At 60.4% G+C, this 26,183-nt stretch carries 21 protein-coding genes; 9 read left to right on the top strand and 12 right to left on the bottom strand.

What is annotated here, in order from left to right; translation table 11 throughout:
* Positions 1-1,071: a tRNA preQ1(34) S-adenosylmethionine ribosyltransferase-isomerase QueA gene (queA, locus tag CBW22_RS05825; RefSeq protein ID WP_058769378.1), complete on the bottom strand. Its 1,071-nt coding sequence runs from the start codon at positions 1,069-1,071 to the stop codon at positions 1-3.
* A 104-nt stretch (positions 1,072-1,175) separates the two neighbouring features.
* Here queA and CBW22_RS05820 point away from each other — a divergent pair, with 104 nt between their 5' ends.
* The 4 genes from CBW22_RS05820 (at position 1,176) to CBW22_RS05805 (ending at position 6,190) form a co-directional block, all read left to right on the top strand.
* A complete protein-coding gene (locus CBW22_RS05820; RefSeq protein WP_058769377.1) occupies positions 1,176-1,757 on the top strand; it encodes an ACP phosphodiesterase in 582 nt (193 codons plus the stop codon).
* A gap of 162 nt (positions 1,758-1,919) precedes the next feature.
* Positions 1,920-2,729 carry an inositol monophosphatase family protein gene (locus CBW22_RS05815; RefSeq protein ID WP_058757972.1) on the top strand — a complete coding sequence of 270 codons (810 nt, stop codon included), beginning with the start codon at positions 1,920-1,922 and terminating at the stop codon, positions 2,727-2,729.
* Positions 2,726-3,961: a histidine-type phosphatase gene (locus tag CBW22_RS05810; RefSeq protein ID WP_088516228.1), complete on the top strand. Its 1,236-nt coding sequence runs from the start codon at positions 2,726-2,728 to the stop codon at positions 3,959-3,961. The genes CBW22_RS05815 and CBW22_RS05810 overlap by 4 nt, the downstream gene beginning before the upstream one ends.
* A gap of 276 nt (positions 3,962-4,237) precedes the next feature.
* On the top strand, positions 4,238-6,190 hold the full coding sequence (locus tag CBW22_RS05805) for an acyltransferase family protein (protein ID WP_088516227.1): 1,953 nt from the start codon (positions 4,238-4,240) through the stop codon (positions 6,188-6,190).
* A gap of 42 nt (positions 6,191-6,232) precedes the next feature.
* Here the strand turns inward: CBW22_RS05805 and proY are convergent, their stop codons facing one another.
* The 6 genes from proY to phoB form a co-directional block, all read right to left on the bottom strand.
* Positions 6,233-7,588, bottom strand: coding sequence for a proline-specific permease ProY (gene proY, locus CBW22_RS05800; RefSeq protein ID WP_058775216.1), 1,356 nt, complete (start codon positions 7,586-7,588; stop codon positions 6,233-6,235).
* A 69-nt stretch (positions 7,589-7,657) separates the two neighbouring features.
* Entirely contained in the window at positions 7,658-8,977 is a 1,320-nt protein-coding gene (brnQ, locus tag CBW22_RS05795) for a branched-chain amino acid transport system II carrier protein (protein WP_088516226.1), read from the bottom strand.
* Between the two features lie 402 nt (positions 8,978-9,379).
* Positions 9,380-10,486, bottom strand: coding sequence for a cobalamin-independent methionine synthase II family protein (locus CBW22_RS05790; protein ID WP_088516225.1), 1,107 nt, complete (start codon positions 10,484-10,486; stop codon positions 9,380-9,382).
* A 165-nt stretch (positions 10,487-10,651) separates the two neighbouring features.
* Positions 10,652-11,578, bottom strand: coding sequence for a PstS family phosphate ABC transporter substrate-binding protein (locus CBW22_RS05785; RefSeq protein ID WP_058781206.1), 927 nt, complete (start codon positions 11,576-11,578; stop codon positions 10,652-10,654).
* 18 nt (positions 11,579-11,596) lie between these two features.
* The gene (gene phoR, locus CBW22_RS05780; protein ID WP_058757977.1) at positions 11,597-12,910 is read right to left on the bottom strand and encodes a phosphate regulon sensor histidine kinase PhoR; all 1,314 of its coding nucleotides are present in this window, start codon (positions 12,908-12,910) and stop codon (positions 11,597-11,599) included.
* Positions 12,911-12,925: 15 nt separating this feature from the next.
* The gene (gene phoB / locus CBW22_RS05775) at positions 12,926-13,615 is read right to left on the bottom strand and encodes a phosphate response regulator transcription factor PhoB (RefSeq protein ID WP_021507143.1); all 690 of its coding nucleotides are present in this window, start codon (positions 13,613-13,615) and stop codon (positions 12,926-12,928) included.
* Positions 13,616-13,812: 197 nt separating this feature from the next.
* Here phoB and sbcD point away from each other — a divergent pair, with 197 nt between their 5' ends.
* Both sbcD and CBW22_RS05765 read left to right on the top strand, forming a co-directional pair.
* Positions 13,813-15,030, top strand: a complete 1,218-nt coding sequence (sbcD, locus tag CBW22_RS05770) for an exonuclease subunit SbcD (protein ID WP_088516224.1) — start codon at positions 13,813-13,815, stop codon at positions 15,028-15,030.
* The gene (locus tag CBW22_RS05765) at positions 15,027-18,704 is read left to right on the top strand and encodes an AAA family ATPase (RefSeq protein ID WP_088516223.1); all 3,678 of its coding nucleotides are present in this window, start codon (positions 15,027-15,029) and stop codon (positions 18,702-18,704) included. Before sbcD ends, CBW22_RS05765 begins: the two co-directional genes overlap by 4 nt.
* A 45-nt stretch (positions 18,705-18,749) precedes the next feature.
* Here the strand turns inward: CBW22_RS05765 and CBW22_RS05760 are convergent, their stop codons facing one another.
* Genes CBW22_RS05760 through CBW22_RS05750 form a run of 3 tightly spaced genes read right to left on the bottom strand, consistent with a single transcriptional unit; the run spans position 18,750 to position 20,448 of the window.
* Positions 18,750-19,406: a DUF799 domain-containing protein gene (locus CBW22_RS05760; protein ID WP_021507140.1), complete on the bottom strand. Its 657-nt coding sequence runs from the start codon at positions 19,404-19,406 to the stop codon at positions 18,750-18,752.
* Entirely contained in the window at positions 19,403-19,759 is a 357-nt protein-coding gene (locus CBW22_RS05755; protein WP_021507139.1) for a DUF4810 domain-containing protein, read from the bottom strand. The genes CBW22_RS05760 and CBW22_RS05755 overlap by 4 nt, the downstream gene beginning before the upstream one ends.
* Before the next feature lie 11 nt (positions 19,760-19,770).
* A complete protein-coding gene (locus CBW22_RS05750; RefSeq protein WP_021507138.1) occupies positions 19,771-20,448 on the bottom strand; it encodes a CsgG/HfaB family protein in 678 nt (225 codons plus the stop codon).
* A 200-nt stretch (positions 20,449-20,648) separates the two neighbouring features.
* On the opposite strand from CBW22_RS05750, the gene CBW22_RS05745 reads away from it, so the two are divergent.
* Positions 20,649-21,029, top strand: coding sequence for a cell envelope integrity TolA C-terminal domain-containing protein (locus tag CBW22_RS05745; RefSeq protein WP_247653185.1), 381 nt, complete (start codon positions 20,649-20,651; stop codon positions 21,027-21,029).
* On the opposite strand, the gene qhpR is transcribed toward CBW22_RS05745, so the two are convergent.
* The gene (gene qhpR, locus CBW22_RS05740) at positions 20,911-22,050 is read right to left on the bottom strand and encodes an AraC-like transcriptional regulator QhpR (protein ID WP_021507136.1); all 1,140 of its coding nucleotides are present in this window, start codon (positions 22,048-22,050) and stop codon (positions 20,911-20,913) included. The two genes, CBW22_RS05745 and qhpR, sit on opposite strands and share 119 nt — an antisense overlap.
* Positions 22,051-22,279: 229 nt before the next feature.
* A complete protein-coding gene (locus tag CBW22_RS05735) occupies positions 22,280-23,284 on the bottom strand; it encodes a phosphotransferase enzyme family protein (RefSeq protein ID WP_088516222.1) in 1,005 nt (334 codons plus the stop codon).
* A gap of 267 nt (positions 23,285-23,551) precedes the next feature.
* Here CBW22_RS05735 and eat point away from each other — a divergent pair, with 267 nt between their 5' ends.
* Together eat and CBW22_RS05725 are read left to right on the top strand one after the other, a co-directional pair.
* On the top strand, positions 23,552-24,916 hold the full coding sequence (gene eat / locus CBW22_RS05730; RefSeq protein ID WP_088516234.1) for an ethanolamine permease: 1,365 nt from the start codon (positions 23,552-23,554) through the stop codon (positions 24,914-24,916).
* A 209-nt stretch (positions 24,917-25,125) separates the two neighbouring features.
* Positions 25,126-26,124, top strand: a complete 999-nt coding sequence (locus CBW22_RS05725) for an aldo/keto reductase (RefSeq protein WP_088516221.1) — start codon at positions 25,126-25,128, stop codon at positions 26,122-26,124.
* Positions 26,125-26,183 lie beyond the last annotated feature (59 nt).

Here is a 26,183-nt window from a genome sequence, read left to right as displayed (position 1 = left end):
TCAGCCACCAACAATTTCGTCGGGAGCCTGTGGATTACGGGTGATGTACATCGCATCCCCGTAGCTAAAGAAACGGTACTGCTCCGCCACCGCGCTCTGATAAGCCGCCATGGTGTGTTGATAACCGGCAAACGCCGAGACCAGCATAATCAGCGTCGATTCCGGCAGGTGGAAGTTGGTGATCAGCGCATCAATCACCTGGTAGTGATAGCCCGGATAGATAAAGATCTGCGTGTCATCGAAAAACGGCGCGATCAGCCCATCCTGGCAGGCCTGCGCTGCGCTCTCCAGCGATCGCACCGAGGTGGTGCCCACCGCCACCACTTTGTTACCGCGCGCTTTGCACGCCAGCACCGCGTCCACCACGTCCTGCGGCACTTCGGCATATTCAGAGTGCATGATGTGATCGTTGATGTTCTCTACGCGCACCGGCTGGAAGGTGCCAGCGCCGACGTGCAGCGTCACAAACGCCATCTCCACGCCTTTCGCCTTCAGCGCCGCCAGCAGTGGCTCATCGAAGTGCAGACCGGCGGTCGGCGCTGCCACCGCGCCGGGGCGCGCGCTGTAGACCGTCTGGTACAGCTCGCGGTCAGCTTCCTCATCCGGACGATCGATGTAAGGCGGCAGCGGCATATGGCCGACGCTGTTCAGGATATCCAGCACCGCGCGATCGTCCGCAAACTCGATTTCGAACAGCGCATCGTGGCGCGCCACCATGGTGGCTTTGACGCTTTCGTCGTCGCCCAGCAGTAATTCGGCACCCGGCTTCGGCGCTTTGGAGGCGCGCACGTGCGCCAGCACGCGTTTGTCATCCAGCATGCGCTCAACCAGCATCTCAATTTTGCCGCCGCTGGCTTTACGGCCATAGACGCGCGCCGGAATCACCCGGGTATTATTGAACACCAGCAGATCGCCCGGATTGAGCTTATCCAGCACATCAGTAAACACGCCATGGTTCAGCGCCCCGCTCGGGCCATCCAGCGACAGCAGACGACATCCGCTGCGCTGCGCCTGCGGATAGTGGGCGATCAAAGATTCCGGTAATTCAAAGGCAAAATCGGCTACACGCATGCATCACTTCTTCAGGACTCAAAAAACAGGCGGCATAGTTTAGCGGAAAAGTGGGCAATTCTGAACAACTGGCTGCGCCGGTGTGATTCTGCCTATAATGCGCCATGAACTTTCTTGCTCACCTTCACCTTGCAACCCTGGCCGACAGCTCACTGCTGGGTAATCTGCTAGCCGATTTTGTGCGCGGCAACGTTGAGGCGCAGTGGCCGCAGCCGGTGGTGGCCGGTATTGCCCTGCACCGGCGTATTGATGTGCTGACCGATAACCTGCCGGAAGTGCGCAGCGCGCGGCAGCTGTTCCGCGCCGAAACGCGTCGCGTCGCGCCCATCACCCTCGACGTGATCTGGGACCACTTCCTGGCGCGCCACTGGGATCAGCTGCATCCGGCGCAGTCGCTGTCTGCTTTTAGCGCCGCTGCCGAGCGCGACATTGTGCCGCAACTGCCCGGCACGCCGACCGATTTTATCGAGCTCAACGCGGTAATGTGGCGCGAACGCTGGTTTGAACACTATGCTGACCCGGCGCGGCTGGCGCGCGTGCTAAGCGGCATGGCGCATCGCCGGCCACGGCTGGCGGCGCTGCGCGACTCCTATCAGGATTTTGTCGACCACTACACCCAGCTCGAACCGCTGTTTTTCCAGTTCTATCCACGCCTGATGGCCGCCGCGCGCGCCCGGCAGCTGTGAAGCACAATTTGCCGCTGCCCCGCATTGCCTCCCCTTGCCAGCCGCAGCCATCTGCGGCTTAATGAAGCCTTGCTTAACTTTTGTTAAGCCAGTCACACAGCCATGGCGCTTTATCCGGCGTGGTTCGCCACGTCGATTGCCAGTGAATGATAAGAGGGAAAAATGTCATCAGCTACGCTAACCGAATTAGATGCCCGTTATCACTATGCCTGTGAGGTGGCGAAAACCGCCGCCAGCCGCGCGCTGGCGTGGTATCAGCAGCGCCATCAGCTGGTGGTGGAGCACAAGAAGGATTTGCAGGATGTGGTCAGCGAGGCGGATCGCAACGTTGAGCTGCTGGTAAAACACCTGATTCATGAGCGTTTTCCTGACGATGCGGTGCTGGGTGAAGAGAGCGGCGGTGACGTCAGCGGCGCGCGCTTTATCTGGGTCATCGATCCGATTGACGGCACCAGCAGCTTTCTTAACGGCCTGCACAACTGGTGCGTCTCGCTGGCGATTGTCTGTGACAATCAGCCGGTGATTGGCGTAGTCAGCGATCCTAATCATCAGGAAACCTTCCACGCCTGCCGCGGCAAAGGTGCCTGGGTGAATGACAAGCGCATTCAGGCACACAGCGCGCAGCGGCTCGATCAGGGGCTGCTGGGCCTCAGCAGCTCGAACAGCCAGCCGATTGAACCGCTGACCACCTTTATCAGCCAGCTGCTGGCGCAGGGCGGCATGTTTATCCGCAATGGTTCCGGTGCGCTGATGAGCGCCTGGGCGGCGGCCGGCCGGCTGATTGGCTATTACGAAGCGCATATGAATCCGTGGGATGGCCTGCCCGGCATTGTGCTGATGCGCGAAGCGGGCGGCGTCACCAACGATTATCTCAGCCACCATGGCCTGCAACAGGGTAATCCGGTGCTGCTGGCCAACGCGGTGCTCTATCCGCAGCTCAAAGCGCTACTGCCGGCACAGCCAACGCTATGACACGTCTGCTGCTGAGCGCGCTGCTGGCTTTGCTGGCGCTCACCGCGCAGGCGCAGCCGCGCTACCAGCTGGAAAAAGTGGTAGAGATCAGCCGTCACGGCGTGCGTCCTCCCACCGCAGGTAATCGTACGGAAATCGAAGCCGCCACCCAGCGCGCCTGGCCGCGCTGGCGCAGCGCCGACGGCGAACTCACCGCACACGGTTATGCAGCGGTCGTGAATAAAGGTCGCTGGCAGGGTGAACACTATCGCCAGCTCGGCCTGCTGCGTGCCGGCTGTCCCGATGCCGGGCAAATCTACGTGCGCGCCAGTCCGCTGCAGCGCACCCGCGCCACGGCGCAGGCACTGCTGCAGGGCGCCTTTCCTGGCTGCGATGTGGCAGTTCATCACGTCGCGGGGACGGTCGATCCGCTGTTTCAGAGCGAAAAACTGCCGTTCGGCCAAACCGATGCTGCCACGGAGCGGGCAGCGGTCGCGGCGCGCGCCGGCGATCTCGCCGCACTGCAGCAGCGTTTACAGCCCGCCGTGCAGCAGCTCAGGCAGGCGGTATGCGCGGCAGATTGCCCGTTCTTCGATCGCCCCTGGCAGCTGAAGCAGAGTAAAAGCGGCCATACCTACGTGCAGGGTCTCAGCGTGCTGGCCAGCATGGCCGAAACCTTACGGCTCGGCTGGAGCGAAAATCTGCCGTTCAGCCAGCTGGCGTGGGGCAACATCACCCGGGCGCAGCAGATTAGCGTCCTGCTGCCGCTGCTGACCGCCAATTACGATCTGAGTAATGATGTGCCGTATATCGCGCAAAAGCGTGCGTCGATTCTGCTGGACGCGGTGGTGCGCAACCTGCAGGACGATGCAGCGACGCCCTCCACCCGCTGGCTGCTGCTGGTGGCACACGACACCAATATCGCCATGCTGCGCACGCTGATCGGCTTCAGCTGGCAACTGCCCGGCTACGCGCGCGGTAATATTCCGCCCGGCAGCAGCCTGGTGTTTGAGCGCTGGCGCGATAACCAGACGCAGACGCTGCTGTTGCGCGTCTATTTTCAGGCGCAAAGTCTGGATGCGCTGCGCCAGCTAACGCCGATCGATCGGCAGCACCCGCTGCTGCGCCAGGAGTGGCATCAGCAAAACTGTCGCCAGACGGCAGTGGGCACGCTGTGTCCTTATCAATCGACGCTTGAGCACTGGCGCACCACCATTGATCAGCGTGCGGTAATCCCCGTGGACTATCCCTGATGCCAGCCGCCGGGTTAAGCCAGACAGATTACGCCGGCTTATTCCTGCAGCGAAATTACAGCAATAAACTGCAAGCTGGCAGGCACGGTTATCTGAGACTTTTCTTTTTTTTCCCTTAAAAGCGTTAGCGCTGAAAAACTGCGATATGCTGCACGGGTCAATCATCCCTTAGTAATACCTTTCTCTTTTTACATTTTTCGGCGACAGGATGCGCCGAGCTATTTTTACCCGCAGTAATAAAATCGCAAATTAACATTGAATAACTGGGATCCTGTTATGTCTGTACCTGTCTCGCTGCGCTATCGTCCGGATATCGATGGTCTGCGCGCTGTCGCCATTATATTGGTTGTGCTGTTTCACTGCGGCGTCAGCGCCGTGCCGGGCGGCTTTATTGGCGTCGATATATTTTTTGTTATTTCCGGCTTTTTAATTGGCGGTATTATCAGTAAAGAAATTACCGCCGGCACCTTCTCATTTTATCAGTTTTATTTACGCCGCATCCGGCGTATTGCGCCCGCACTGTTTTTTATGCTGATGGTATTGCTGCTGCTCGGTTATCTGCTGTTATCACCGCTGGAATTAAGCCAGCTGGCAAAATACAGCATGGCGGTGTTTCTCTCGGTGCCCAATATGCTGTTACTGAAGAGTGGCGACTATTTCAGTGCGGATGCCGATCTCAATCCGCTGCTGATGACCTGGTCGCTGGGCATTGAGGAGCAGTTCTATATCGTGCTGCCGTTTGTTCTGCTGCTGGCCGTGCGGCTGCGGCGCACAATGACCGGCGTGGTGCTACTGCTCAGCCTGCTGTCGCTGGCCGGCTGCCTGTGGTTAACGCCCCTCTCCAGCACTCAGGCGTTTTATCTGCTGCCAACCCGCGCCTGGGAGCTGGGTGCCGGCGTGCTGCTGGCGCTGTGGCAACCCCGCCCCGTCACCGGCTGGCTGGCCAGCCTCTGTCATCTTGCTGGCTGGCTGCTGATCATCGGTGCCACGCTGTTACTCAGCCATAGCGATCGCTTCCCTGGCTGGCTGGCGCTGCTACCGGTGCTGGCGGCCTGTCTGATGATCGGTGCACGCAGCCCGCTCAATCAGCGGCTGCTGGAGAACGCGCCGATGCGCTTCATCGGCAAAATTTCCTACTCGTGGTATCTGTGGCACTGGCCGCTGCTCAGTCTGGCGCGCATCTGCAGCGATCGGCCGCTCAGCATCTGGCAGGCGTTGAGCATCTGTGCCGTGGCGCTGGTCATCGCCTGGCTCTCCTGGCGCTTCGTCGAACAGCCATTCCGTCGGGCGCGCAGCGGTACGCGCTGGCTGATCCCCGGCTACTGCGCTTCGTCGCTGCTGGCAGCCGGTGCCATGGTGCTGCTGTGGCAGAGCGGTGGCCTGAAATCGCGCGTCAGTGAAGCGGTGATGCTCGGCGACGAATGGAAAGTCGCCGCCCAGCGCGATCCCTGCCTGCTGGATTACGGCGCCACGCGGCCCGCCCGCGATGCGCAGTGCCAGCCGCAGAGTGACACACCGGCGATAGCGCTGATTGGCGACAGCCATGCCGCCGCGCTGGCGGCCAACGTCGCCGATTACGCCCGGCGGCAGCAGAAACCGCTGTTTCAGCTGACCAAAGCCTCCTGCCCTTTCCTGCTTGACGCCACGCGCGCGATGCCGCAAAAACCGCAGCATGCACAGCAGTGCCTCGATTTTAATCAGCGGGTTCTGCCGATCATCCTGAGCGATAAAATAGACGAAGTGGTGATCAGCGCGTTCTGGGCGGCGGGCCTCAGTGCGCAGCCGGACAGCGGATTCCGCAGTCTCCGCGATCCGGCGCAGGACAATCTGCAGGCGCTGAAAAGCGGGCTGGATACCGTGGTGGCGCAGCTGCTGGCGGCGGGGAAAAAGATCACCCTCATAGACGATGTGCCGACCATCACGCTCGATCCGCTGCGCTACAGCCATAACCGCAATATGCCGCTGCGCCGCAGCCTGAATAGCTGGCTCAGCGCGCAGGATGGCGCGGCGCTGGCGGCGGAACGCACGCAGCAGTTGCAGATGCCAAACGCATCGGTGGCAAATCTGTTAAAGGACTATCAGCAGCGCGGCGTGCGCGTGTTGTCACTGCAGGAGACGTTGTGTAATGCGCAGGGTTGTCTGGTCACTCATCAGGGCATGCCGCTCTGGTACGACAATAATCACCTGAATCCGTACGGCGGAGAGATGGCGCTGGGGAAAAACTGGTAATGCACAGCGGGCGAAGTCTCGCTTCGCCCGCTGTAAAGTTACTTACGCTTTACGTTTCTTCGCCAGCGGCCACGCCAGCAGCAGCAGAACAATCCACGCAAACCCGACGTACAGCGAGATACGCGTATCCGGGAAGTAGCCAATCAGCGCGATGATAAAGGCAAGGAACAGCACCCCCACCCACGCCGTAGCGCTGCCGCCCGGCAGAGCAAACTGCAGCTTACCGGCCTGCTCTTTGCCGATTTTATGGCGGAACGCGATCTGCGACAGCAGAATCATAATCCACACCCACACGGTGGCAAACGTCGCCAGCGAGGCAATCACCAGGAACACTTTTTCCGGCATCAGATAGTTGAGGTACACCGCCACCAGCATGGCAAGCATCATCACCAGCACCGTGACCCACGGAATGCCGCGATTCGACACCTTCATAAACATCTTCGGCGCATGTCCCTGCTGCGCCATACCGTGCAGCATGCGGCCGACGCCAAACACATCGCTGTTAATCGCCGACAGCGAGGCAGTCAGCACCACAAAGTTCAGAATGGAGGCGGCGGCGGCGATGCCAAGGTGCTGGAAAGTCAGCACGAACGGGCTGCCTGCGGTACCGACCTGGTTCCAGGGATAGATCGACATGATCACAAACAGCGTGCCGACATAGAACACCAGAATGCGCAGCGGTACGGAGTTGATGGCGCGCGGGATCGATTTCGCCGGATCTTTGGCTTCGCCGGCGGTGATACCAATAATCTCAATGCCGCCGTAGGCGAACATCACCATCTGCAGCGACAGCAGCATGCCGACGATACCGTGAGCAAAGAAGCCGCCGTTGGTCCACAGATTATGGATGCCGGTAGGCTGACCGCCGTTGCCGATGCCCCAGAAAATCATGCCGAAACCGGCCACGATCATGATGATGATGGTGGCGACTTTGAAGAAGGAGAACCAGAACTCCACTTCGCCAAACACCTTCACGCTCATCAGGTTGATGGCACCGATGATCAGCACCACCGACAGCACCCAAATCCAGTGCGGCACCTCCGGGAACCACACGCCCATGTAGATACCAAAAGCCGTGACGTCGGCGATCGCCACAATCAGGATTTCAAAGCAGTACGTCCAGCCGGTGATATAGCCCGCCAGCGGTCCGAGGTAATCCTGCGCGTAGCGTGAAAACGAGCTGGCCTGCGGATTGTTAACCGACATCTCGCCCAGCGCGCGCATGATGATATACGCCACGGCGCCGCCGATGATGTAGGCCAGCAGTACGCTGGGGCCTGCCATTTTGATGGCATCTGCCGAGCCGTAAAACAGCCCGGTGCCGATCGCCGATCCCAGCGCCATAAAACGGATGTGGCGCGTGCTCAGTCCGCGTTTGAGCTTATTGGTTTCTTGCATAACAAACAGTACCTGTGGAAATGAAAAAACCACGGGCAAGCCCGTGGTCGGAATTAACAGCGATGTCGCTTACTGGTGAACGGCAACCTGCTCACGCCCTTTCACCCGGTCAACTACCGCAGCAATCACCAGCATCGCCAGCGACGGCGGCAGCCAGGAGAGTCCCTGATCGGCCAGCGGCAGATGCTGGCTAAACAGCGGCAGCGCATCTTTAAAGCTGGTGGTTTTGATGGCATCGACGATACCAAACAGCAGGCTGATCAGCATGGTTGGCGCAATGATGCGCGTGCTGCGATTCCACCAGCTCAGGGTAAAGCTCAGTACCACCAGTACGATGCACGGCGGATAGATAGCCGTCAGCACCGGAATCGAAATCTGAATCAGGTGGCTGAGACCGAGGTTCGACACCAGCATGGCGAACAGGCCGAGAATAAACACCAGCGCTTTATACGACAACGGCAGGTATTGCGCAAAGAATTCTGCGCAGGCGCAGGTCAGGCCCACCGCCGTAACCATACAGGCGACGAAAATCAGCGCGGCGAGGAAGACACTGCCCATGCCGCCGAAGGTCTGCTGCACGTAAGCATGCAGAATCGAGGCGCCGTTGGCGTTCTGATCGACAATCGCGCCGCTGCCGGAGCCCAGCTTGAACAGGCTGAGGTACACCAGCGTCAGGCCAACACCGGCGATCACGCCGGCCAGCATGGTATAGCGGGTCAGCAGTTTGCTGTCTTCCACGCCACGTGAACGCGCCGCATTAACGATGACGATACCGAACACCAGCGCGCCGAGCGTATCCATGGTCAGATAGCCGTTCACGAAACCGCTGGAAAAGGCCGCACGCTGGTAGTCGGCGGTAGCCGGCGAAATGCCGCCAGCCGGCCACAGCAGCGCCGCGACGCCCAGAATGGTCAGCGCGACAATTTTCAGCGGCGCGAGGAAGTGGCCGACGGTGTCCAGCAGCTTGCCCGGATAGAGCGAAATGCCAATCACCAGTGCGAAGTACACCAGGCTATAGATAAACAGCGGCAGCGGGCCGTCGCCGGTCAGCGGCGCAATCCCGACTTCAAATGAAACGGTCGCGGTGCGCGGCGTGGCAAACAGCGGGCCGACGGCGAGATAGCACACGGTGGCGAGCAGCAGACCGGCCGCTTTACCAATCGGTGAACTGAGCGCGTCAATACCGCCGCCGACGCGCGCCAGCGCGATCACGGTCATCACCGGTAAACCAACCGCGGTGATCAGGAAGCCGAAGGCGGCAATCCAGACATGTTCACCAGACTGAATACCGACCATAGGCGGGAAAATGATGTTTCCTGCGCCAACGAACAGGGCAAAGGTCATGAAGCCCAGCGCCAGGATATCCCTGGAGGTTAAACGATGTGTCATAAACTTCTGTACTGCCTGTAGCTGATGTTGCGGTGGAAGTTGGGTTTGTGTTGTCCCCTGAATGCGCGAAAACAATGGCTTAACTGGCCTGACCAGTGCGTTATGCGGGCCGAATCGGTACAGCGCAGGTGATTTAAACTGCTTTTCTTCTGTTCACAGAGGGATGAATCGACAACGGCGCAAATTAAAACGTTTATAGCGAAGAAAGGCAATACGGGATCGGAAAACCAGAAGGATATAACAGGAAAGCGTCAGAATGCAGTGGATAAGCAGGAAATAGTCGGAAAACACCTGAGATGATTTGCTTAAAGTTTCTGCAAAGCGGGCGATCTCCTTGCAGAAACCGCCGCAGGGATGCACAAAAGGCGCGCTTTACGCGCCTGTTTGCACAACTTTACAGCATCACCACACCTGTTGTGCGATGTCGACAACCAGACGAATCTTCTGCCACTGCTGCGCTTCGGTCAGGCTGTTGCCCTCTTCCGTTGACGCAAAGCCGCACTGCGGGCTGAGGCAAATCTGGTCGAGGCTGACAAACTGCGCCGCTTCCTGCAGGCGCGCCTTCACCTGTGCAGCGTCTTCCAGCTCGCCGGTTTTGGTGGTAATCAGCCCTAATACCACCTGCTGATGACCCGGTTTGATGAAACGCAGCGGCTCAAAGCCACCGGAGCGCTCATTATCGTACTCGAGGAAAAACGCGTCGATGTTCACGCTGCCAAACAGAATTTCCGCCACCGGCTCGTAGCCGCCTTCCGAGATCCAGGTCGAGCGGAAGTTACCGCGACACACGTGCAGGCCGACGGTGAGATCCGCCGGTTTATCTTCCAGCGCGCGATTCAGCACCTGCGCATAAATGTGCGCCAGCTGTTGCGGATCTTCACCGCGCTCGCGGATTTGCTGCTGCTGATCGCCTGAACACAGGTACGCCCACACGGTGTCATCCAGCTGCAGATAGCGGCAGCCAGCGTCGTAAAACGCCTTGATCGCCTCTTTGTAAGTCTGTGCCAGATCGGCGAAGTACTGCTCCAGATCCGGATACACCGTGGCATCAATCACTTTACGGCCGCCGCGGAAGTGCAGCACGCTCGGGCTGGGAATGGTCATTTTCGCCACCGCATCGCCGGCCACGCTTTGCAGGAAGCGGAAATGGTCCAGCATCGGATGCTGCGGGTTAAAAGCGACTTTGCCGGTGACCTTCACGCCGTGCGCTTTGGTCTGCACGCCGTTGAACTGAATGCCCTGATCGGCCTCGAACAGCTCGACGCCGTGCAGATGGCCTAAGAAATCAAAGTGCCACCAGGCGCGGCGGAATTCACCGTCGGTCACCACCTGCAGACCGCTGGCGCGCTGCTGCTCCACCACCTGGCGAATCGCATCGTCTTCTAGCTGACGCAGCTGGTCGGCGCTGAGGGTGCCACTGGCGAACTGCTCGCGTGCCTGCTTAATGGCAGTGGGACGCAGAAAACTGCCGACGGTATCGGCGCGGAACGGGGCGGTGTTGCGTTGCATATTCACTCCTGCACTGGCGCATAATTGCGTCAGGGTATAATTGCGTACGGTTATTTTTGGCCATCTGGATGGCTATATGTCCATAAGAGTGACATGCCGCCCTGCCGGCGGCAATAGAAGAAAATTCAGGGGACGTGAAAAAAATTCATGATCGGTCAGCGAGAATTAGTTTTGCGCAATCGCCGCGCGCGCCTGCGCGATCTGGCTGTCGGACAGCGGCAGGTAGCCGGCCTCCGTTACGCGGCGCTGGCCCTGCGCAGAGAGCACCTGCTGCAGAAAGGCGGCGACCAGCGGCGGCAGCGGTTTGCCGGGCGCCTTGTTAACGTAGATATACAGCGGGCGCGACCACGGATAGCGGCCGCTGCGGATCGATTCGGCATCCGGCATAACGCTGTCGCCGCTGGCGGTGACGATTGGCAGGGTTTTCACGCCGCTCAGGTGAAAGCCAAAACTGGCGTAGCCGATGCTGTTCGGCGTGCTGGCGACCGCCTGCACCACCGCCGCCGAGCCGGGAAACTCCGCGACGTCAGCGCGGAAATCGCCGCGACACAGCGCCTGCTGCTTGAAAAAGCCCCAGGTGCCGGAAGCGGAGTTACGGCCAAAGCGCTGAATACTGCGCGTTGCCCAGTTCGCCGTATGCAGGCCAACATCGCCCCAGCGCTGCGGCACCTGCTGTGCGCCGCACAGCCGGGTCACGGAGAACAGCGCATCCAGCTGCGGCTGACTGATGGACGGCAGCGGATTGTCCTGATTAACCACCACCACCAGCGCATCCATCGCCACCGGCACCGCCAGCGGTGCATAACCATAGCGCGCGATAAACAGCTGACGCTCATCCACCTGCATCGGCCGGCTCATGGCACCAAGCTGAGCGGCCCCGGCGGCCAGCGCGGTCGGCGCCGTCGACGATCCCGCCGCCTGCACCTGCACATTAACGCCCGGCGACTGACGGCTGAAATCTTCGCCCCACAGCGTCATCAGGTAGCCCAGCGTGTCCGAGCCCACGCTGCTCAGGTTGCCGGTCAGCATGCTTTGCTGAGCCGTCGCCAGCAGCGGGCACAGTAATAAAAGAGAAAGCAGCAGCGATTTCATCACAGAGTCCGGTGGCGTTTACTGCGCCACATTCTCGCGGATTCCGTTCGCCACAATCAAGCGCGGTGGCAGCACGAAGCGGAAGCAGGTTTCCTGATGCGGCACGCTACTGATCTCCAGCCGCGTGGTGTGGTGGCCGAGCGCGTGCTTAACAATGGCCAGCCCCAGCCCGCTGCCGCCGGTGGCGCGCGAGCGCGCTTTATCCACGCGGTAGAAGCGTTCGGTCAGGCGCGGCAGATGCTCCTCGCTGATGCCGGGCCCGTTGTCGCACACCTTAAATTCGGCGCCCTGTTTGGTGCGCAACCAGCTGATGTCGATGCGCGTGCCATCCGGCGTGTGGTTCACTGCGTTATACACCAGATTGGAAATCGCGCTGCGCAGCTGTTCATCATTGCCGAACACCTTCAGGTGCGGATCGGTGTGGAAATGGATGCTGTGCCGGCCCTGGCTGAGGGTTTCCGCCTCGCGCTGTAATAGCAGCAGCATGGTCGGCACATCCACCGTCTCTTTCAGATCAATGGCGGGGGCCGCTTCGATGCGTGACAGCGTCAGCAGCTGCTTCACCAGGCTGTCCATGCGTCGCGTCTGCTCCTGCATGGTATTGAGCGCCTTGCTGCGGGTGCGCTCGTTCATCCCGGCATCGTCCATCATCTCCAGATAGCCCTGCAGCACCGTCAGCGGGGTACGCAGTTCATGGCTGACGTTGGCGAAGAAGTTACGCCGCGCCCCTTCCAGCTGGTGCATCTGGGTGACGTCACGCGCCACCATCAGCCACTGCCCTTCGCTGTAAGGCATGACGCGGAACTCCATGTGATGCTGATTATTCAGCACCAGCGTCAGCGGCTTGTTGAAGTCGCGCTGGCGGATATAGCGGGAGAATTCAGGGTAGCGCAGCAGGTTGAGGATATTCTGTCCATTATCTTCCGGCCAGCGCAGCCCGAGATGCTGCTGGGCCAGACCGTTACACCAGAAAATGGTGCCCTCTTCGGTGGTGAGCACCACCGCGTCCGGCAGCGACTCGGCCCCGCTGCGAAAGCGTTTGATCAGATTGCCCAGCTCGCGCCGGCGGCGGCGATTGCGCAACTGCATTTGATACAGACCGTAAAACAGCGGTTCCCAGCTGCCGCGCCCGGTGGGCGGCGTCATTGAACGATCAATCCACAGCCAGTGCGACAGCCGCATCAGATTTTTGAAGTGCCAGAACAGCACGCCGCACACGGCCAGTAACAGCCACCACGGCAGATAGCCAACCAGCAGCCCCAGCACCAGCGCAGGCAGACACACCAGCGCCAGCTCGGTCAGTAATCTCTTCCAGGAGAGTCGTTCCAGCACGGTAAAAGACTCCGTTTAGTAGCGGGCAGAGAAACGATACCCTGTTCCGCGAACGGTTTGTACCATGCGATCGTGGCCGGAAACTTCCAGTGCTTTACGTAAACGACGGATATGCACATCCACGGTGCGGTCTTCCACATACACGTTAGTGCCCCATACGTGATTCAGCAGCTGTTCGCGGCTGTATACGCGCTCCGGATGCGTCATAAAGAAGTGCAGCAGTTTGTATTCGGTCGGTCCCATTTCCAGCGGCGTGGTTTCGGACATCACGCGATGCGAGGAGGGATCGAGGCTCAGCCCCTGCATCTCAATCACCTCTTCCACCGCCATCGGTGAGATGCGGCGCATCACGGCTTTAATGCGCGCCATCAGCTCTTTGGGCGAGAACGGCTTGGTGATGTAATCATCGGCGCCCACTTCCAGCCCGCGCACGCGATCTTCCTCTTCGCCGCGCGCCGTCAGCATCATCACCGGAATATCACGCGTCATGGCTTCACGCTTTAAATGTTTGATGAACTGAATGCCGCTGCCGCCGGGTAACATCCAGTCCAGCAGAATCAGATCGGGCCAGGGTTCGATCAGCTTGCCAATCGCGCTGTCATAGTCCTCAGCCTCAATCGGCTGGTAATCGTTTTGTTCCAGCACGAAACATAACATTTCACGGATGGGAGCTTCGTCTTCCACAACCAAAATGCGCTTAGCCATTATTACTCCTGCGATTGTGACGGCATGTCACGGGGGTTTGCGGCGCCATTATGCGTCAGTTTTGTGACACTTTTATGAAAAACCCACCTCATGATAATCAGATAAAAAGCGCAATTGTGACAACCGGTTTCGCTTTTTTTTCATTGCGTTGTTAAGCGGTTATACTGCCGCTTTGCGATAGCAGGCACGGAGCATTCATGCGCATTATTCACACCGCTGACTGGCATCTCGGTCAGTTCTTTTACAGCAAAAGCCGCGCCGCCGAGCACCAGCAATTCCTCGACTGGCTGCTGGCCGCGATTGTGCAGCATCAGGTGGATGCGCTGATCGTCGCTGGCGACCTGTTTGATACCGGTTCGCCGCCCAGCTACGCGCGCGAACTGTTTAACCGTTTCGTGGTGGCGCTGCAGCCCAGCGGCTGCCAGCTGATTGTGCTGGCCGGCAACCATGATTCGGTCGCCACGCTGAATGAATCGCGCGAGCTGCTGGCCTGCCTCAATACCCGCGTCATTACCAGCGCCACGCCCGGCGGCGAGCAGCAGGTGCTGACGCTGCAACAGCGCGACGGCACGCCGGGGGCACTGCTGTGCGCCATTCCCTATCTGCGTCCGCGCGATATTCTGCGCAGCCAGGCGGGTCAGTCCGGACGCGATAAGCAGCTGTCGCTGCTGCAGGCGATTGAGCAGCACTATCAGCACTGTTATGCCGCCGCCGTGGCGCAGCGCGAAGCCATGGGCAGTGCGCTGCCGATCATCGCTACCGGGCATCTCACTACTGTGGGCGTCAGCAAGAGCGATTCAGTGCGTGATATCTACATCGGCACGCTGGACGCCTTTCCGGCGCAGGCCTTCCCGCCTGCCGACTACATTGCGCTGGGCCACATCCATCGTGCGCAGCGCATCGCCGACAGCGATCACATCCGCTACAGCGGTTCGCCGATTGCGCTCAGTTTTGATGAGCTGGGACGTGAGAAAAGCGTATTCCTGCTGGAATTTAGCACCCGGCTGGAGTCCGTCACACCGCTGGTTATTCCGTCATTCCAGCCGATGCAGATGCTAAAAGGCGCTATGGCGGAGATTGAACAGCAGCTGACCGCGTTTCACACCTATGAAGGCGATCTGCCGGTGTGGCTGGATATTGAAATCACTACTCAGGAGTACCTGAGCGACCTGCAGCGCCGCATCGAACAGCTTACCGAGTCGCTGCCGGTTGAGGTGCTGCTGGTGCGCCGCAGCCGCGATCAGCGTCAGCGCAGCCTGGCGCGGCTGGAGAACGAAACCCTGAGCGAACTGAAAGTTGAAGAGGTGTTTGCCCGCCGGCTGGCGCTGGAGGAGCAGCTGGAGGATGAACAGCGCGCGCAGTTAACGCAGCTGTTTCGCAGCACGCTGGCGACGCTGGAGGATCCGGGCGCATGAAAATTCTGACGCTGCGTTTTAAAAACCTCAACGCGCTGCGCGGCGAGTGGTTTATCGATTTCCGCCGCGAGCCGTTTGCCAGCAACGGGCTGTTCGCCATCACCGGCGCCACCGGCGCGGGTAAAACCACGCTGCTGGATGCCATCTGTCTGGCGCTCTATCACCAGACGCCGCGCCTTGGTGGCCTGTCGCAGAGCGAAAATCAGCTGATGACGCGTGACACCGCTGAGTGCCTCGCCGAAGTGGAGTTTGAGATCAAAGGTGAAGCCTGGCGCGCCTTCTGGAGCCAGAACCGCGCGCGCGGCCTGGCGGAAGGTAAACTGCAGGCGCCGCGCGTCGAACTGGCGCGCGTGGCGGACAACCAGATCGTCGCCGATAAAGTCGGTGACAAGCTCAAAGCCATCGAAACCTTGTCCGGTCTCGATTTTGCCCGCTTCACCCGTTCGATGATGCTGTCGCAGGGGCAGTTTGCTGCCTTCCTCAATGCCAAACCCGGCGAGCGCGCCGAGCTGCTGGAGGAGCTGACCGGCACCGAAATCTACGGCCACATCTCGATGCAGATCTACGAGCGCTGGCGCACGGCGCGCGCGGCACTCGACACGCTGCGCGCTCGCGCCGGAGCGGTGCAGTTGCTCGACGACGCCCGCCGCGCCGAACTGGCGCAGCAGCTGGAGCAGTTGACCCGCACCGAACAGGATCTGAGCGAGCAGCTGGCGCAGGCCCAGCAGCAGCAGCAGTGGCTGACGCAGCAGCAGCAGCTCAACGCGGAGCAACAGCAGGCGCAGCAGGCGTTGCAGGCTGCCGCCACGGCCTGGCAGCAGGCGGAAGGCGATCGCCAGCGGCTGGCGCGTGCTGAACCGGCGGAGAAGCTGCGCGACAAACTGCAGCAGCGCGAACAGCTGCAGCGCGACCAGCAGACACTGAACCAGCAGGCGCAGCAGTTACAGCAGCAACAGCAACAGGCACAAGCGGCGCTGCAGCAGGGTGAAAGCCACTATCAGGCCGCACAGCAGGCACGTGAACGCGCGCTGGCCGAACAGCAACAGCTGGAGACGCTGCTGAGCGAACAGGTGATCCCGCTCGATCAGCAGATCGCCAGCCGTGCACAGCAGCTTGAGCAGCAGCAGGCGCTGCTGAGCGAACAGCAAAAAACCCTGTTACTCAGCCAGCAGGCGCTGGATCAGCATCAGCAGGCAAGTGAACGCTTACAACAGCAGCTGGCGCAGCAACAGGCGTTTCGCCTGAGTGAAGCCGCTGTCGCCCGCTGGGGCGGCGAACTGGCGCGCTGGCAGGCCGAACTCGCCCGGCTTGAAGAGCGTGAGCAAACGCTGACGCAGCTCAGCGCGCAGCAGCAACAACTGCAAAGCCAGCTGGAACAGCAGCAGCAGGCGCTGCAGGCGCGCGAACAGGCGGCACAGCCGCTGCAACAGGCAGAAGCCGCGGCACAGCAGCAGCGCCAGCAGGCGGAGCAGGTGCTTACTTCGCTGGAAGCGGAGATCGCCAGCCCGGCGCTGCGGACGGCGCTGGCGCAGCATCAGCAGCAGCGCGGCGCACGTCAGCAGCTCAGCCTGCTGGCGGCACAGTGGCAAACGCTCCAGCCGCAGCGCCAGCAGCGTCAGCTTAAACTGCAGCAGTTACAGCAGCATGCTGAGCAGGAAGCGCTGGCGTTGCAGCAGCTGCGCGAGGAGTACAAGCGCGAGCATCAGACGCTGCTGGACGTGCGTCGCCTGTGTGAACTGGAGCGCACCATCATTCAGCTGGCCGACGAGCGGGCCAGGCTGCAGCCGGAACAGCCCTGCCCGCTGTGCGGCTCCTGCCAGCATCCGGCCATCGACCGCTACCAGCAGCTGCAGCCGGACGAAAATCAGCAGCGGCAGGCGGCGCTGGAAACGCACGTGGCGCAGCTCAGGGAAGCCGGCACCGCGCGGGGCGAGCAGCTCAAACTGTCGCAGCAGCAACAGCAGGCGCTGCAACAGGAAATCGCCGATCTCGACCAGCAGATCGCCGCGACCCGCGAGCGCTGGCAGGCGCTGTGCGGTGAGCTGGCGCTTACCTTCAGCGCTGAACAGCACGCAGAATTCAGCGCCTGGCTGCAGCAGCAGGACGCGCTCGAAGCCCGCCAGCAGCAGCAGTTGCAGGCGCGTGAACAGGCGGCCGTCACGTTGCAGCAGGCCAAAGACGCGCATCTGCAACAGCAGCAGCGCTGGCAGCAACACCAGCAGCAGCAACAGCTGGCACAGCAGCAGCTTGCCAGCGCCCGGCAGCAGCGGGATGAACTCGATCAGCGCGTCAGCGGTGAACGTCAGGCATGGCAGCAGCAATTACAGCAGCTGGAACAGCAGCTGGCTGCCCATCAGCTTAGCCTGCCGGCAGCGCCCGAGCGCGCCGGCTGGCTGCAAACGCTGCAGCAGCGCTGGCAGCAGTGGCAGGAAAGTGAGCGGTTACTTGCTGAGCTACAGCCGCAGCTGGCGAAAAGCGAAACGGAAGGCAGCAGCCTGCAGCACACGCTGGCGCGTGAACAGCAGCAGGTCGCCAGCCTGCAGCAAGCCCTTAACCACCTGCAACAGCAGCAGCAGGCCCAACAGCAGCAGCGCCAGCAGCTGTTTGGCGACCGGCGCGTGGCGGACGCGCGTCAGCAGCAGCACGCCACGCTGCAACAGCATGACCAGGCGCTGGCGCAACAGCTGCAGCGCTGGCAGCAGGCGCAAAGCGAGCTGCACGGCCTGAAAGGTCAGTATGAACAGATTGTCAGCCAGCAGCAGACGCTGGCGCAGCGCGCAGCGGACGCCGAAAGCGCCTTCCGGCAGGCATTGCTGCTCAGTGATTTCGCTGACGAAAGCGCCCTGCGCGCCGCGCTGCTGGCGGAAGATGAGGTGCAGACGCTGCGCCAGCGGCTGCAAACGCTGGAGCAGCAGCATCAGCAGCACACCGCGCTGCATGCCAGACTGGCGCAGCGGCTGAGCGATCACCAGCAGCAGCGCCCGGCCGCACTCAGCGATGCCGATGCTGGCTCCATCGCCGCCCGGCTCGAGCAGCTGCGCGTGGCGCTGCGTGACAACGCACGCCAGCAGGGCGAAGCGCAGCAGCAGCTGCACAGCGATACCCAACAGCGTCAGCAGCAGCAAACGCTGCTGGCGCAGATCGCCGCTGACGAAGCGGAACTGGCACAGCTGAGCCGCCTCAACGATCTGATCGGGTCGGCCAAAGGCGACAAGTTCCGCCGCTTTGCTCAGGGCTTAACCCTCGATCATCTGGTGTGGCTGGCAAACCGCCAGCTCGATCGCCTGCACGGCCGCTATTTATTGCAGCGCCGCGTCAGCGATGAGCTGGAGCTGGAAGTGGTGGATACCTGGCAGGCCGATGCCACGCGCGACACGCGTACGCTGTCCGGCGGCGAGAGCTTCCTCGTCAGCCTCGCGCTGGCGCTGGCGCTGTCCGATTTGGTCAGCCATAAAACGCGCATTGAATCGCTGTTTCTCGACGAAGGCTTCGGCACGCTGGATGCCGAAACGCTGGACACCGCGCTGGATGCGCTCGATGCGCTTAACGCCAGCGGGAAAACCATCGGCGTGATCAGCCACGTGGAAGCGATGAAAGAGCGCATCCCGGTGCAGATCCGGGTGCGTAAAATGAACGGGCTCGGCTACAGTAAACTGGAGCTGCCGGGCGAGTGATGCGTGAAGTGGCGCGGCGATCCGCCGATCGCCGCGCCAGGTAGATTAACGCGTAACCGGCGCTTTGTAGCGCGGACCGGCCAGCAGACCACCCTGCTCGTTCTGCGCTAACAGACGTGCGCTGGTGACACCGGCAATGGTGTGCGCTTTGTCGCCCGCGTTGCTGGCGATCTGTTTGATCGCCGCCGACACCAGCATGCCAATGATGCCGCCGTTGCTATTGTTGCTGTTTTCAGAATCATTGGCGGTGGCCATGCCCTGCCACAGCTCTTTACCGCTGCGCAGATCGACCAGACGGGCAGTGGCCGAGACCGTGGTCACCGAATCAACCACCAGATAGCTGCTGCCATAATCGGTAATCGAAATGTACAGTGCGCTGTCTGCGTTGAAGATGTCATGCAAGCGCTTCGTGCTCACCGCCTGAATTTCATGCCCGTTGCTCAGGCCGTTTTGCTGGAAGGTCTCTTCCACCACCGCCACCGGGAACACGTAGTAACCCGCTTCCGCCAGCGGCTGGGTCACCAGCGAGGTGAAGCTGTGCGACGCGTTGATATCCGGCGCACGGTTATCGGCAGGCAGCACCAGAATTGATGCCGGCTTACTGGCACGGAAGGCGCTGTAGTCATACGGTTTCTTATTCTGGGCACAGCCGGTCAGCAGCAGCGCCGCGAATACGCCGCACACGGCAATCAGTTTTTTCATTGGTTCACTCCTTTTTTCTTCATCAGAAAGTCCATGTACGGGGCCGATTCCGGAAACAGCTGCTTCTCGAGGGCGAACTGGCTGAAAGCTTTATCCGTATTGCCGTTTTTGGCGTACAGCAGGCCCAGCTGGGCGTGCAGACCCGGTGCTACCGGCTTGTTCACCGCTTTGGCCTTTTCGATATCCAGATTCAGCGCATCAATCTGCTTCTGCGGATCGCTGTCTTTCTGGTAATAGCTGTAGACCTGCTGCTGGTAATCACCCCAGTAGTAGATCGGCTCCGGTCCTTTTGGCGCACAGCCGGCCAGCACGCCTGCCGCGATCAGCGCGGCGCTCAGTTGCAGTAATTTCATCGTCAATATCCTTATTTCACCGGGCGCCATGCGCCGTTATTGATGCCATCCACCAGGTGGTCGACCGCTTCACGGATCGCCAGATCCATCACTTTGCCGTTCAGGGTAGAGTCATAGCTGGCGGTGCCGCCAAAGCCGATCACCTCACGCGCTGACAGCTGGTATTCACCCGCGCCCTGCACGCTGTACACCACTTCTGAAGTGGTCACATCCACCACATTCAGGTTCACTTTGGCGTAAGCGATCTGGCTTTTACCGCGCCCGAGGATGCCCCACAGCTGCTGGTCGCCCACTTCTTTGCGCCCGAACTCGGTGATGTCACCGGTGATGATGTAGTTAGCGCCCTTGATGTTCTGCTGGCTGTGTTTGAAGTCGGCTTCCTGCTGCAGCTCTTTCAGGTTGCTGCGATCCAGCACGTTGAAGCGATTGGTCTGCTGCAGATGCGTAATCAGAATGGTTTTGGATTGGTTGCCCAGACGATCAACGCCGTCGGAGAAAATCCCATTCATGTATGACGAACGGTTATCAAACTGTCCCACCGCGATTGGGCTGCGCACGCCCTGATAAGCCGGCTGGCTTGCGGCGCGAACCTGAGGCGCATCGATAGCGCGCGACGACTCGGTGGCACAGCCACTGAGCAGCGCGGCGCTTAACAAGGAGAGTGCCGCAAAGGCATATTTCTTCTGCATTTCTGGTCCATGAATAAAGGAAGGGATAACACCGCCACCAGGCGGCAAATTCTGGTTATGCCGACAGTCAGAGTAATGCCATAGCATTCCCTGCTGCGGTCTGTAGACTGTCGGCAGCAGCGCCAGGAATCTTTAGCGAAAATGCAGGCTTATTAATGAATTTAATTAATCGATTAGCGAGACTATCAGGTGGGTTAGTAATGATGGTGGGGCTCAGCGCCTGCCAGCAGGTGGCCGCGCCAGCCCCCAGCCTGGCCAATCAGTGCCAGCCGCAGGACAATGCTGACAGCGCCGCCTGCCACTGGAGTGAAGCACTGCAGCAGCAGCTCAATAAACAGTTTCACGATGCGGCGCGCTATGCCGGACAGCAGTGCTGGGTGCGCCTGGAGTGGCAGAACAGTGGGCGCTACGCGGTGACGCAAACCCAGGGCGACGAAGCGCTGTGTTTGCGTGCGTGGCAACTTATTGGTCAGTCGCGCGGCTTACCGCCTCCGCCGCAGCGCGACCAGCCAGCGTGGTTTGGCTTTGCGCCACACCGGCCTGACTTACCAGCCCATCCTGGCGCCACTGGCGCGGGCTGATGCCGAACCAGCGGCGGAAGGCGCGGGAAAACGCGCTGACCTCGGAATAGCCGAGCAGCAGCGCCATCTCCGAGATGGGCAGCTGTCTTTGCTGCAGGTAGTGCGTGGCCATTTCGCAGCGCACCTTATCCACCAGCGCGCTAAAGCTAATGCCCTCTTCGCGCAGGCGTCGCTGCAGCGACCAGCTCGACAACCCCATTTTGCCGGCGATCTCCTCCAGTACCGGTTCGCCCTGAATGAGCGTCAGGCTGACCTGCGAACGCGCCTGTTCGACCACGCTCTGCACGCTGGCGCTGCTGTTGAGGCGGCGAATGGCATCCTGCATCACCATCAGCAGCATCGCATCCTGCTCCGGCATGGCGCGCTGCAGGTCGCGTTTCGCGATCAGCAGTGAGTTAAACGGCTGATCGAACCAGACCGGCGCATCAAACACTTTGCAGTGCTCGTGCCACTGCTCCGGACGCGGATGTTCAAAGTGCACCTCGCGCGGCGCCCAGTTTTTGCCCGCCACGTGGCGAATCAGGTTGAGGAACATGCCGAGCGTCAGCTCCGCATCCTGACGGCGTGCCAGGATCGCCCCGTGGCGCACCTGATAATCGAGCCGCCAGCAGTCGCCCTTGTCCACCAGCCGCGTCAGCGTATCGTGCTGGTGCCAGGGAAACGCGTTCACCACATTGTGCAGCGCCTGCTCCAGCGTCGGCGAGCACAGTCCGATGTAGCCAATTAACCCTAATGACTGCGGTTTGAACTGCCTGCCGTAATGCAAACCGAAGTTATCAAAGCCGGAGTGGCGCGCCGCTTCTTCCATCACGCGGCAATAGTTCACCAGCCCGAGGCTCAGTGTCGGGCTGGCCAGCAGTTCGGAATCGATACCGCTGATGCCAAAGATGCGATCGACATCGCCACCTTTATCCGTAATGAAGGCGCTCAGACCGGTCGCCGCCGCCGCCAGAACGCCACGGTTGCTGGCGGGTGTGGCAAACGCGCTGAAGGCATCTGCAGCAGAGATGAGTGATTGCATGGGAACCTCTCAGGGATCGCGCGGATAACAGAATGAAGGGATCCAGCAATTTTCATACCAGCGTCACCCGGCGGCGCGCGGTGCAAGGCAATGCACCGCCTGGCCGCCGCTGGCGCGCTCCCGGCGAAGATCTGCGTGCCTGTCAGCGCGCCTGTGACGGCCGGCGCGCTTGATGCGCAGGCACCAGATTACGCCATCAGCGCGCGCCGCTGCCCTCTGCTGGTGCAGGTCACGCGCCTACCGGCAGTTCGCTGCTCTCAAGATAGCGACGGCACAGCCGCACCGAATGGCTGGCCCAGTGCGGCCCGAGGCTGAGCGCCATCTCGGTATCGGCGTGCGTGCCCATCCACGCCGTCATCTGAATACGACGCTGAATCAGCAGCGTCGGCACCAGCGCCATCTCAGCATCGCTGATGTGCGCCACGCGTTCATAGCCGAGGATCCAGTTATCCACCCACTCCGCCGCACGCGGATGGTGCTCGACGAAGCTGATCGCGGCCGCCAGATCGTGCAGATACCAGCCCATGCCGCAGTCGTCGAAGTCGATCACCCGGGTCTCGCCTTTGTGCAGCAGCAGATTGGTCAGACGCAGATCGGCGTGGATCAGGCCGTAGCGATCGCGCTCTTTACCAAATTCCGCCAGCGCCTGCCCGGCGCGATCCACCGCCGCTGCGATAATGCCGTGATCGGCCGGATCGAGATGCGGCGCATCCTGCCAGCGCCCCCAGTGGCTGTGCTCGCTGACCATGGTGTGATGATCCCAGATAATACGCTGAAAAACTTCAGGTTTCTGCCAGCTGCGGCTGTGCTGATGCAGGCGCGCGGTGATGGTACCGAGCTGCTGAAAGGCTTTGGGATCGACGTCGGTGGTCGGCATCTCGCCGTCAATCCAGTGGAACAGCACCGCATGACGCGTGCTGCCGTCCGCCAGCGTCAGCGTCAGCACGCTTTCACCGTCGCGCGCCGGGATGGCCTGCGGCACCATGATGCCGGTCTCGCGCAGCGCATCGAGCCACATCAGTTCACTGAGAATATCCGCTTTGCTGTGGTAATCCGGCCGGTGCAGGCGCAGCGCGTAGCGTTTGCCGCCGGCACGCAGCAAAAAGGTGGCGTTCTCCGAACGGCACAGCAATTGCAGCTCACCTTGCAGCGCGGCGGGATAGCAGGCCAGCGCACGTTGCGCCAGCAGGGTGATCTCGGCATCGGTCAGGGATTCGGCTTGTTTGGCGCTCATTCATCACTCTCCAGCATCAGTCTCTATAAACCAGTGTTATCAGCATGGGATGAGGTCGTCCTGACTGCCTGACCGCAGAACAGCAAAAGTTGACCGCAGCGTACAGCCCGCGCTTTTTCTGCCAGCGAGTTGACCGCAGAGGACAAAACTCACTGCGCCGGCGTCAAGTTTTCCCGTCCCGGGCAGCGGCATTATCCCTTCACTGTAGCGCAAACCCACAATAGCGCGGTGCCAACGCCGCACAACAAGCATGACGGGGAGATGAAGATGACAGGCAAACTAAAACCCACGCTGGGCACCCTGCATTTATGGGGTATTGCGGTTGGACTGGTGATTTCCGGTGAGTATTTCGGCTGGAGCTATGGCTGGGGCGTGGCCGGGACGCTGGGATTCCTGATCACCACCGCGCTGATCGCCACGCTTTACACCTGCTTTATTTTTAGCTTTACCGAACTGACCACGGCGATTCCGCACGCTGGCGGGCCGTTCGCTTACAGCCGTCGGGCATTTGGCGAAACCGGTGGTCTGATTGCCGGTCTGGCGACGCTGATTGAGTTTGTGTTCGCCCCGCCGGCCATCGCCATGGCGATTGGCGCCTACCTCAACGTGCAGTATCCCGATCTCAACCCCAAAACCGCGGCGGTCGGGGCTTATCTGTTGTTTATGACACTGAATATTCTCGGCGTGAAGCTGGCCGCGATGTTCGAACTGGTGGTGACGGTGCTGGCAGTGCTGGAGCTGCTGGTGTTCATGGGCGTGGTATCGCCGGGTTTCAGCGTCGCTAACTTCGCCGCCAACGGCTGGGCCGGCAGCGATCATTTTGGCATGCCAGCGCTGTCCGGTATCTTTGCCGCCATCCCGTTCGCTATCTGGTTTTTCCTCGCCATTGAAGGCGCGGCCATGGCGGCCGAAGAAGCCAAAGATCCGAAGCGCACCATCCCAAAAGCCTACATCAGCGGCATTCTTACCCTGGTGGTGCTGGCGATTGGCGTGATGCTGCTGGCCGGCGGCGCGGGCGACTGGCGCAAGCTGTCGGACATCAACAATCCGCTGCCGCAGGCGATGAAGATGATCGTCGGCGAGCACTCTAACTGGATGCATATGCTGGTGTGGATCGGCCTGTTTGGCCTGGTCGCCAGCTTCCACGGCATCATCCTTGGCTACTCGCGTCAGTTCTTTGCCCTGGCGCGCGCGGGCTATCTGCCGCCCAGCCTGGCGAAGCTGTCGCGCTTCCAGACGCCGCACCGCGCCATCATCGCCGGCGGTGTCATCGGTATCGCCGCCATTTACAGCGACGGACTGATCAATCTGCAGGGCATGACGCTGACGGCGGCGATGATCACCATGGCAGTGTTCGGCGCGATCGTGATGTACCTGATGAGTATGCTGAGCCTGTTTAAGCTGCGCCGCAGCGCACCGGACCTGGAGCGCAGCTTCCGTGCGCCGGGCTATCCGCTGGTTCCGGGCATCGCACTGGTGCTGTCGCTGGTGTGTCTGGTGGCGATGCTGTGGTTTAACCCGGTAATCGGCGGATTGTTTGTGGCGATCATGGTGCTCGGCTACCTTTACTTCCTCGCCACCAAAGCCCAGCGCGAGCGCGCACCGCAGGACTCCATGCTGGTTGGCGAGTAACAAACGCATTGCCCCTGCCCTTCAGGCAACGGAGACGGGTACACAGAGCTCTTTGAGTACCCGTCTCTTTCTGCCCCACGCGATAAATCCATCCCACCACAGCACCGCTCCGGTCTTGCTGCTGTGATACCTTTTTTGCATGACGAAAATGACAATTCATTACGCGTAATCGGGGTGCAACAATCAAAAAAACCACAAAAGGAGCCACTATGCACACCCGACATTTATCGCAAACCCTGAGTGTCAGTTCGATCGGCTATGGTGCCATGGGACTGAGCGAATTTTATGGCCAGACAGACGACCACGCTTCACTGCAACTGTTACACACGCTTATCGACCTGAATATCACGTTTATCGATACCGCGGATATGTACGGGCGGGGCCATAATGAGCGGCTGATTGGCCACTTTCTTGCCGGTCTGGATAACACCACGCGTGAGCAGTTTAACATTGCCACCAAGTGCGGAATCGATCGCCCTGCGGACCAGGCTTATGCCCGGACGATTAACAACCAACCTGACTACATCACCCGCTGCTGTAATGAATCGCTTAAAAGGCTTGGCGTTGAGCGCATCGATCTGTTCTATCTTCACCGCGTGAGCCAGGCTACTCCGATTGAAGAGAGCATGGAATGCCTGAGCCGCCTCGTTAAAGCGGGTAAGCTCAACCACATTGGATTGTGTGAGGTTTCAGCTTCAACCCTGCGCCGGGCCCATGCCATTCACCCGCTCACTGCCCTGCAAACCGAATATTCACTGTGGACGCGCGATATCGAAGCTGAGATTCTGCCGGTGGTGAAAGAGCTGGGTATAGGTTTAGTTCCCTACTCTCCGCTGGGCAGAGGGTTTCTGACCGGAAAGTATCGTCATAACAGCGATTTTGCGGAGGGTGATTTCCGCAAAAATAATGCGCGCTTTAGTCAATCCAGCCTCGACCATAACGCCCAGCTTCTTGACGCGGTGCACCCGCTTGCTGAAAAGTACAGCTGCACGCCAGGTCAGATTGCGCTGGCCTGGCTACTGGCGCAGTACGACAAGCTGATCCCCATTCCGGGAACGAAACAGACCCGTTATCTGGCGGAAAATGCGCAGGCCGCCGATATCGTGCTGGAGCAGGCAGATATCGCCTTACTGAACGCTATTCATCAGCACATTGAGATCAGGGGCGAGCGCTATTCTCAGGAAGGGATGAAAAGCATTAATGCCTGAAGCCATAACCGGGTAACGCCCGGTTATTTTTTCTGACGTCGCGCCGCCAGCCTGCTGCG

This window comes from Pantoea sp. VS1 (assembly GCF_002207995.1).
Lineage (GTDB): Bacteria > Pseudomonadota > Gammaproteobacteria > Enterobacterales > Enterobacteriaceae > Pantoea > Pantoea dispersa.
Note: the sequence above shows the minus strand (reverse complement) of the source record. Positions and strands in the feature narration are given on the sequence as shown.

Bases quoted from the DNA above. Each gene is read 5' to 3' on its own strand.
- queA (WP_058769378.1), bottom strand. From the start codon at position 1,071: ATGCGTGTAGCCGATTTTGCCTTTGAATTACCGGAATCTTTGATCGCC.
- CBW22_RS05820 (WP_058769377.1), top strand. From the start codon at position 1,176: ATGAACTTTCTTGCTCACCTTCACCTTGCAACCCTGGCCGACAGCTCA.
- CBW22_RS05815 (WP_058757972.1), top strand. From the start codon at position 1,920: ATGTCATCAGCTACGCTAACCGAATTAGATGCCCGTTATCACTATGCC.
- CBW22_RS05810 (WP_088516228.1), top strand. From the start codon at position 2,726: ATGACACGTCTGCTGCTGAGCGCGCTGCTGGCTTTGCTGGCGCTCACC.
- CBW22_RS05805 (WP_088516227.1), top strand. From the start codon at position 4,238: ATGTCTGTACCTGTCTCGCTGCGCTATCGTCCGGATATCGATGGTCTG.
- proY (WP_058775216.1), bottom strand. From the start codon at position 7,588: ATGCAAGAAACCAATAAGCTCAAACGCGGACTGAGCACGCGCCACATC.
- brnQ (WP_088516226.1), bottom strand. From the start codon at position 8,977: ATGACACATCGTTTAACCTCCAGGGATATCCTGGCGCTGGGCTTCATG.
- CBW22_RS05790 (WP_088516225.1), bottom strand. From the start codon at position 10,486: ATGCAACGCAACACCGCCCCGTTCCGCGCCGATACCGTCGGCAGTTTT.
- CBW22_RS05785 (WP_058781206.1), bottom strand. From the start codon at position 11,578: ATGAAATCGCTGCTGCTTTCTCTTTTATTACTGTGCCCGCTGCTGGCG.
- phoB (WP_021507143.1), bottom strand. From the start codon at position 13,615: ATGGCTAAGCGCATTTTGGTTGTGGAAGACGAAGCTCCCATCCGTGAA.
- sbcD (WP_088516224.1), top strand. From the start codon at position 13,813: ATGCGCATTATTCACACCGCTGACTGGCATCTCGGTCAGTTCTTTTAC.
- CBW22_RS05765 (WP_088516223.1), top strand. From the start codon at position 15,027: ATGAAAATTCTGACGCTGCGTTTTAAAAACCTCAACGCGCTGCGCGGC.
- CBW22_RS05760 (WP_021507140.1), bottom strand. From the start codon at position 19,406: ATGAAAAAACTGATTGCCGTGTGCGGCGTATTCGCGGCGCTGCTGCTG.
- CBW22_RS05755 (WP_021507139.1), bottom strand. From the start codon at position 19,759: ATGAAATTACTGCAACTGAGCGCCGCGCTGATCGCGGCAGGCGTGCTG.
- CBW22_RS05750 (WP_021507138.1), bottom strand. From the start codon at position 20,448: ATGCAGAAGAAATATGCCTTTGCGGCACTCTCCTTGTTAAGCGCCGCG.
- CBW22_RS05745 (WP_247653185.1), top strand. From the start codon at position 20,649: ATGATGGTGGGGCTCAGCGCCTGCCAGCAGGTGGCCGCGCCAGCCCCC.
- qhpR (WP_021507136.1), bottom strand. From the start codon at position 22,050: ATGCAATCACTCATCTCTGCTGCAGATGCCTTCAGCGCGTTTGCCACA.
- CBW22_RS05735 (WP_088516222.1), bottom strand. From the start codon at position 23,284: ATGAGCGCCAAACAAGCCGAATCCCTGACCGATGCCGAGATCACCCTG.
- eat (WP_088516234.1), top strand. From the start codon at position 23,552: ATGACAGGCAAACTAAAACCCACGCTGGGCACCCTGCATTTATGGGGT.
- CBW22_RS05725 (WP_088516221.1), top strand. From the start codon at position 25,126: ATGCACACCCGACATTTATCGCAAACCCTGAGTGTCAGTTCGATCGGC.